Genomic DNA, 8,258 nt, shown 5'->3' with positions numbered 1-8,258 from the left:
GCCCTTACGAATATTGGTATTGCATTATTCCTAAAAAATATCCGCATTGTGGGTTTCGACCTCCCCCAGCCCCTCCTCTAGGAGGGGAGCAGGTTCTGACCTACCATTAAGCAAAGGAATAAATGGGAACTTTTGGATGATCCAAATTTTTGTTGTGAAAGAAAGCAGATCCTAATCCTCGGAGGATTTTCTACTACTCCAGCTAAAATTTTTTGTTAAAAACGCGCCAAATGGCACATTTTGGCCCAACTATTTTTCAAATGCGCCAAATGGCTTAGGTGATTTTCAATTTTCTTTTTTAAGTTTCTTTTCCAATCACAATCAGATTGACTAAGCAGGGAGAACTCAAGGGCCTGATGCAGAGACTGATAGATTGACCCGGTTTACTTGGGTGTTCTGTTCATGAAACCTTCGAGGTTTGGAAAACCTCAAAGGTTAGAGGAAAAAGAGGGCCAGCTGTGGAGGCTGGCCCGGCAGCCTGAAAACCTGCAAGTAAGGCTGCAAAAAGTGAGATAAATATAGTTAAAATACGGAAGTTCATTTCTCTCGATGGTTTGGGTGAGAGACAAGCCAATACCGGTGAACCTCCTCCAGGGAGATGCCGAAAACCCTTGTCAGAGTAGGCAAACAACCAAAACGGTTTGTCCCTTTTTGATGCGTTAAAAAAGGGTCCAAAACGATGAATAAACTTTCAAAACTGCTTCCAGCACTGGCTTTGGTGCTGGGGGCAACTTTAGCCATGGCGATGAATTTCGCCCATAATCCGGAAGTTCGCTATGCAGAAGATCCAGCACCAGGTACCGAAATCTGGTATGATCTTACTGACATCACTCCTGGTCCCAATACCTATGAGTGTAATCAGTCCGTTCAACAAACCTGTTCATTTGAGGAACCTATGGTTACTTCTTCTCAGGTAGAACAAGGTGAGTTTATCAAAAACGGATCTCTTCCGTTGGCTCATCCTTAAAATTCAGGGAGGAACTTTCCAGTGGGGAGTTCCTCCCTCTTTTTATCTGGAATTTTGTTGCATAGGATTCAAGTTAATCTCTGCGGGAGGAATCAAAAAGGCATATCGGGGATCATTGGGAGGCAAAGTCTCTTTTCTTTGGTTAAATTTCCGTTCCAAAGTCACCCTGATATCGGAATAAAGATTGAATCTTTTTAAGTCCAACCAACGGTTTCCTCTAAAAACCAGCTCCTTTCTCCTTTCCTCGATTATTTTTTTGAGCAAGTTGCTTCCCGACACATCAGCGATCGGTTCAAAATCTTTATCAAAACGATGTTCCAATAAATAATTCAACTGTGAAAGGGCCTCAGACTGCTTTCCAATTCTAACCGCACTCTCTGCCAAATTCAGGACCACCTCATCTACTGCGATTCCACCAAAATGATAGAAATCCCCGGTATAGTTTCCTTTAAAATTAAACAGTCCCGAACCGGAAGACTGGCTAAAGAATAAAGTTTTCCTTAAATCCCCATTTTCATAAAGTTTGATCAGATCTGGATTCACATAACTACCCCCGTTGGTCGTATGGCGGGCGGTAAGATGTTTTTGATAAAAAATTACTTCCTTATTAAAGATTTCAAAAGAGTAAGGAAGAGAAGAACCTAAGTTCTTGAAATCCATCAGTGAATTATCAATGGTTAAAGCCGCTTTGGAATAGGTATAGGCATTTTCATAATCCAGCATACTCAAATAGACTCTTCCCAGAAATGCATTGTTGGCCCAAAGTGAGGGACGGGTAGGAATTTCAGCCTTAGCTGGTAAATAGGCTAAGCCATATTCCAAATCCCTGATGATCTGTTCAAAACATTCCCGCATTGTAGATCTTCTGTTTTTTACATTGATGTCAGAAGTCAAGCGGATGGGAATCCCCTGCTGTTCATTCTGGCTGGGGTCAAAAGGAGGAGCAAAATGCATCAATACCTCATAATGCCCCAAGGCCCGAAAGAATCTTGCAGCAGCTCCCAGTTCCTGAATCCGCTTTCGTTCAACTTCATTGGAAGGCTGATACTTTTCAAGCCCCTCCAGTACCAGATTGGCATAGAGTACCTTTCGGTAGGAAAAGGCAAATCCCGGCTCCCATTCATCAGGAAGAAAGGGTTCAGGTTCCCAGAAATAATGGGCTGATTGACTAAAACTGAGAAGATTTAATAAACCTTCGCTAAAGTAGATATCATCGGAGCTGAACAGTCCATTAATATGGTAGGTATTGAGCCCTCTTTGCTCAGCATCCAACATTTGTTGAAAATCATCCAGGCTCTCAGGAATCACCAAATTTCGGTTGGGTTTGCTGTCCAAAAATTCCGAACAGGATTGAATCCCCAGGATCAGGAATCCAACGAATAAGATATGTAATTTTTTCATCTGTTTATTATTTGTTTTTTAAAGGTCACTTGGAATCCCTGCCTGCGTCAGGCAGGTCGCACAGTTTCCCCGATACATCGGGGCACCTAAGTATGTGTCGTTCTCGTCGTGCTCGATATCATGAGTAAATATGTATTATGACCAAGTTTGAGAAAAAGCCCGGGGGTGGCTAAACCATAAACCGGGGAGATGAAAGAGAAAAGCTTTATCCATTTCCCTTTTACCCCAGGGCATGCTATCAGAAGGAGGCCCTCATCCCCACAGCAATAGATCTTAAATTTTGAACTGTTTGAAAATCAGGATCCGGAAGAACTTTGCTGGCTTTCCAAAGTATTCCAAGATTATTGATATAGAGATAAGTTTCCAGACCATTCAAGCCCAATAAAGAGGATTTTTGTGCATTCCAGGAATAAGCCAACCGGATATCCTGAAAGCGGATGTGATCTCCTTTTTCCACCAAAGCCCCACTGCTGAGATAAAATCCGTTCATCAAAGGGTTGACTGTTCCCGGGTCTGCAGGAACTTCTGTGGTACGCTCGTCCCCTGGCTGCCTCCATCTTCTCTCATAATCCGCGTGACCAAAGCCTCCCCGATTAATGTCTACGTAATCCACTCCTGCTCTTTTGACAAAGTAGCCCAAACGGTAGGTAATATTGGCCGATAGACTGAATCCTTTATAGCCCAGGGTATTTCTGAAAGAACCAAACTGGGTTGGCCTTCCAGCCCCGTGAAATTGGATATTTTCAGGGGTTGCTTCGGCATAAATAGCCGCATACTCCCGACTTGGCTCTCCGTCTAAAATTCCCAGGGGAGCTCCGTCATTGGGGTCCAAACCCGCAAATTCAAAACTGTAAATAGAAAACAATGGTCTTCCTACGGCTGGAGTAGGCAATGCGGGTGTATAATTGATCAGCTGATTGGCAGTCGGTAAATTATCCACCTCAATCACCTGATCTTTTAAAATGCTGTGAAAGAAATTGGTTTCCCATTGAAAGGCCCCCTTACTGTTGACTGTATTCAAAACCAGATCCCAGCCTTTGGTCAGGGTTGAAGCATAATTGAGAGTAGCCGAAGTAAACCCCGAGGAAATAAAAATGGGGATATTTCCCAAAAGGTCCAGTCCCTTTTTCTGGTAGTATTCTACCGATCCCGCAACCCTCGAAGCAAGGAATTCAAAATCCAATCCTGCATTGATAATTTTGATCCGCTCCCATCGAAGCTCAGGGTTGGGTGGTGTTTCCACTCCCAAAAATGGCCGGCGTGTAATCAGGTTTTGGGCGGCCACAAACCTTCTAGCAGTAGAAACTGCCGTTGCATTGGGATTGGTATTTCCGTTAAAACCATAACTGAGTCGAAGTTTGGCAAAATCCACCCATTGGCTTGATGCCATAAAATTTTCTTCCGATAGGATCCAGCCCATCCCTGCTGACCAAAGCGGAACCGACTTCTGATTGGTATTTACACCAAAAAGATTGGATGCATCCATTCGAAAACTGCCATTGATCAAATATTTATCCTTATAGGAATACCCCAAGTTGGCAAAACCTGACACAAAACGGTTGACCCTTCCTCCGAATTCCTCTGTAAATGGAATATTTCTGGAAAGGCTGGAGCCTTGGTTGACAAAACGTGTGAGGTAATCAACCGGAAGCGAGGAACCATTTTCTGCGAAATATCCATAAGAGGTATTGCCATACAATTCAGACTGAAAATCCTTCAGTTCTCCTCCTCCAAATACGTTCAGACGGTGATTCGTCCAGTTTTTTTGGTAATTGACCTGGGTCCGGAGGGTATGACTATAGGAATCCGAAATCCGCTGATCCAGGGTTCCGCCCAGCGGAATGGGCAATTCCAATTCCCCATTTCCCACCGGCTGGGCAAAAGAATTGATCAAATGGCGGGCTGCATAGGAATCGGGGGAATTATGGGTCGTGTTTTGATTCCTATTAGTCCAATATTGGTAATTGGTTGACCATTCCAGTCCTTTTGTTAGTTGATAATTTGCCGTGGCAAAGAGTCGGAGGTCTTGGGATCTGTTGACAGTGCTACTTTTTCCTATCTCTTCCATGGGGACATATGCCCAGGACAGTGGAAGTAAGTCTTTGACAGAATTTTTAAAACGAATGCTGTAATCTCTGTAAACTTCCTGTGGATTACCTTCACCGTCAAGCAGTCTTTCATATGGGTAGAGCCCTGCAACCTGAGGCATGCCATTATAGGAATCGCTTTGTACCCAATAGGCCCCGGTCTGAATCCTAAATTTATCTTTGGCCAGTTTCCAGCTTTGCTGGGTAGAAAGGGTCAATCTTGAAAAATCGGAGGCTATTTCCGAACTCAGGTTTTTGTCATACCCTATACTCACCTGATAATTGTGATTGGTTCCTCCCCCACTCACATTGAGTGCATGCTGTTGCTGGCTGGCAGGACGGGTCAGATATTGGTCGATGTCTCTTCTGATATCTGCATTGCGGAACTGCTCAAGGGCGGCATCTCGCTCCTGGGCTGAAATCTGTCCCTGCTCAAAGGCGTAAAGGGTTTCGGCTAGTGGAGGAATTACGGGATTTCTTCGGTTTCTGATCAGACTGCCAAATGCTCCGTTTTCATACAACTCGGATTGTTTGTCGATCAGGGAATTGATGGACATTTTAGGATCGTAGAAGGGATCGGCTCGCTGGAAGGTAGTCAGGTTGGAAGTGAAATTGACCTGTATGGGCTTATTGAACGAACCCTTTTTGGTGGTAATCACAATCACCCCATTCCCTGCTCTAGCTCCCCAAATCGAAGCAGCTGCTGCATCCTTCAAAACGGTAATACTGGCTACATCATTTGGATTGATACTGGAAAGGGGGCCGTCATAAGCCAGATTATCGACCACTATCAGGGGCTCAGCCGATGATATCAAGGTAGCCGTTCCCCGAATGGAAATACTTTCTCCCGATTCCCGGCCACTGATATCTCTGTTAAAGATCAAACCGGGAGTCAGGTCTTCCAATCGGTCGATCAGGTTGGTCGAGACTCTCCGGTCCACCAGATCCTGATCTAATCCCACAAATGAACCGGTAGATCGGGAAAGCGGGAGCTCCTGAAAGCCCGTGGAAACCACCGTGACTTCCTGCAGGTTTAAGTCCAAACTTTCCAGCAGGATATTCAAAGTTGTTTGGTTTTCCCCAAGGAGAATTTCTCGGCTCTGATAGCCGATGTAGCTGACTAATAGGATGGCTTCCCCATTAGGAATAGGGAGCGTAAATTTCCCCTCATCATCCGATACGGTCCCGACCGTAGTTCCTTTTAGAATCAGATTGACTCCCGGTAAAGGGGATAGATCCTTGGCATCCAGGGTGTTTCCCTGGATTTCTCGTTCTTTTTCCTGGGCCATGGCCCTGCCAAAAATCAGGAACAAAGCCACCAGGAGAGTCAGTGTGTGGGTAAGGTTAGATTTCATAAACTGGTATTGGTATTAGTGGATAATTCATCGTTAAATTTTTTCCGGAATTCCTGAAGGAGTTCTTCCTTCGTTTCCCCCAAGGGTTTGATGTCAAAAGAGAGAATCCTTGAATCTCTATCCAGCAACATTACCCGGGGAAAGGAGGTAATTTCATAGAGCTCCTTCCATCGTTCTTTGGAAATTCCCCTGAGATTGAAATTAGGGATGGAAGGATCCGAGTACTTGGAGATTCGTTCTTTCCACAGATCAGAATCCTCATCTACTGATATGGCTATCAGTTTGATCCCCTCAGCCTCTAGCTCCTGATAGAGTGGGAACAGGTAGTTTTTAAAGTAGCTGGCACTGTGACCGCAGGTAGAGAAATAGAAATAGACCAAGGTCGGCTGATCGGGTAGCTCTGAAACAAAAACCGTATCTCCGGAAAGACTGATCAACTGGGCTTCCTCGATGGGTTCGCCGGGGATGGTTGCCCGTTTGAGGTTTTCGATCCGGTCCTTCCATGGACTCGATTCGGTTTTTGAGAGGTAGTTGAGAAGGATCTCTTCTTGTTCGGTATGGGAAGCGAGGTAATTGGACAGGTAAGCTGCCTGCAGGCGGTCTGCCAGTTCCCCGGAATGGTTTTCCTGTACCAGCTCGAGAAAGGATCTGTTTTCCCAAAGGGCATTCAGTATCAATCTTTCTAGTTCCAAATCCAGAAAAGCGGCAGAAATCAGCTTGGATTGGGAATCAAATTCCAGATTCCTTAGCTGGGTCAGCAGATCAGTCAAGCGCTGTCTATAGTGTTCTCGGTCCTTCGCACTGAATTTATGCTCCACATAGGGATAGTGGAATTTTCGGAAGGTGGACAGGATACTGTAGTAGAAGTTGCCATAAACTTCGGCACGGAGGAGGTCCCAGTTCTTAGGGCTCAGTTTGGGCTGATAGAAGTCCAATATTTCTAGTTTGGGTTTCAGGATGTCCACAGCTTGGTCGGCCTGCCCAATCAGGTAATGGAGGCTTTCTTTACCGGGTTTAAGGATCAGGAGTTCGGCACCGAATCTCCCCCTGAAATAGTCGATCTTCTCCTGGCTTCCGGTCCGAGTAAGCAAACTGCTGGTTTCCGGGATAATGAGTTGTCTGGGGGAATCAAATTCCCGCTGCTGGTCCAGGCGTTTCAGAGCAAATTGGGCTTCATAGAAGTCTTGGTTTTTGCCTGCAAATATTATGGCATTTCTACTGAGGTCCAGCTTCAGTTTGATGCTATCACCGGGTAAGACCAGATAGTCTTCCAGAAGCGGGCGGTTGCCCAAGAAAAGGGAAAGGTATCCAGGTCGGTCGGAAAGTAAAATCTGCGTTTCAAACTTTTTTGTTCTTGGATTCATCACCCCATCATAGAATTCGCCTTTCACCGGACTCAGCATAAGTTCCTCTTGGAGGAAAGTCGTTCTGGGAGAAATGTAGTAAGGGATAATCTTAAGGGAAAGTGGACTGAGCGAATCCGGATTGATGATTTCCCCATAGATGAGGGTGGTGTTCTCCTCCACCTTTTGGGCGGGAGTGCTGTACTCCTCCCGCCCTGATTGGAGGGAACTGGCATCAACAAGACCATTTCCCGGGGGTGAATCGGCAACTTTCCGCTGACTCAAAAGATTTCCTCCATATAGGAGCATATAGCCTAGGAAGAAGGTGTATAGAAGTTTGTTCATTGTTTTGGATTTTAGATGACCGATGAGGGATGCTGGAAGACGGGAGACGAAGACCAGAGACGTCACTGCGAGGAGCCCCATAGGGCGACGCGGCAGTCTCACAATTGGGTACGTCACTGCGAGCGGAGGAACGAAGCGAAGCAGTCTCACAATCCGGACACGTCACTCCCGAATTTCTTCGGGACAAGCTGTCCATACACTCTCCTTCGTCGAGTGTCTTTCCCCTCCCGCCCCAGCGGGCAGGCGCAATGACGAAGACAGACCTCTCCTATCCTGAGTCCAGATCATCATCCGGGTCAGTCGGTCTTGATTAGAAATTGATTAAATGTGATAAGCAAAAATCCTCTGCAGCGGAAGGCTTATCTAAATTTACCGTAATAGAAATCTTTTTCGTGGTCCGAAGAGCCAATATTAATTAGGCTCGATGGTTTTAGAAATATGCTTTCAGCGAAATACTCTTTGTGAAATACGCTCTCTTCGTTCGCGAAATAATAGCTTCAAAGTAGGAGTCTATTTCAGCCAGCTAGCTGGCTATATTTCTATGGTATTTCTACTGTATTTCCATGACAATTCCACGATATAACTATACCAATCACGGATAACGTCACTCCCTGATCATCGGTAGTAGTCCCCTTGGGTAATACAAGCCCCTTGGGAAGCAATCAGGGAGAAAAAATAGGTTCAAATAGGGTTCTTTGGTTTTAGGGGAAAAAGGCGATCAATCGCGGTGATGCCGAGCTCCTCTGGTAATAGATAATGT

The 8,258-nt window shown here is 45.4% G+C and carries 4 protein-coding genes; 1 reads left to right on the top strand and 3 read right to left on the bottom strand.

The genetic code is table 11. The features are described 5' to 3' along the window. Positions 1–679: 679 nt before the first annotated feature. On the top strand, positions 680–967 hold the full coding sequence (locus tag B2906_RS07610; RefSeq protein ID WP_219958097.1) for a DUF6520 family protein: 288 nt from the start codon (positions 680–682) through the stop codon (positions 965–967). 42 nt (positions 968–1,009) lie between these two features. On the opposite strand, the gene B2906_RS07605 is transcribed toward B2906_RS07610, so the two are convergent. From B2906_RS07605 to B2906_RS07595, 3 genes are all read right to left on the bottom strand, one after another. Next, positions 1,010–2,368 (bottom strand): RagB/SusD family nutrient uptake outer membrane protein, encoded by a 1,359-nt coding sequence (locus tag B2906_RS07605; protein ID WP_286936896.1) that lies wholly within the window; start codon positions 2,366–2,368, stop codon positions 1,010–1,012. A gap of 238 nt (positions 2,369–2,606) precedes the next feature. Continuing rightward, positions 2,607–5,810: a SusC/RagA family TonB-linked outer membrane protein gene (locus B2906_RS07600; protein ID WP_144604359.1), complete on the bottom strand. Its 3,204-nt coding sequence runs from the start codon at positions 5,808–5,810 to the stop codon at positions 2,607–2,609. Beyond that, positions 5,807–7,498 carry a TlpA family protein disulfide reductase gene (locus B2906_RS07595; protein ID WP_286936868.1) on the bottom strand — a complete coding sequence of 564 codons (1,692 nt, stop codon included), beginning with the start codon at positions 7,496–7,498 and terminating at the stop codon, positions 5,807–5,809. The genes B2906_RS07600 and B2906_RS07595 overlap by 4 nt, the downstream gene beginning before the upstream one ends. Positions 7,499–8,258 lie beyond the last annotated feature (760 nt).

Origin of the sequence: Algoriphagus sp. UBA3586, assembly GCF_002376385.1 — a bacterium.
In the GTDB taxonomy this organism is placed as follows: Bacteria; Bacteroidota; Bacteroidia; order Cytophagales; family Cyclobacteriaceae; genus Algoriphagus; species Algoriphagus ornithinivorans.
The sequence above is the reverse complement of the archived record's forward strand: the minus strand, read 5'-3'. Positions and strand labels throughout refer to the sequence as shown.

Coding starts and splice junctions, on each gene's coding strand:
- B2906_RS07600 (WP_144604359.1), bottom strand. CDS start 5,810: ATGAAATCTAACCTTACCCACACACTGACTCTCCTGGTGGCTTTGTTC.
- B2906_RS07610 (WP_219958097.1), top strand. CDS start 680: ATGAATAAACTTTCAAAACTGCTTCCAGCACTGGCTTTGGTGCTGGGG.
- B2906_RS07595 (WP_286936868.1), bottom strand. CDS start 7,498: ATGAACAAACTTCTATACACCTTCTTCCTAGGCTATATGCTCCTATAT.
- B2906_RS07605 (WP_286936896.1), bottom strand. CDS start 2,368: ATGAAAAAATTACATATCTTATTCGTTGGATTCCTGATCCTGGGGATT.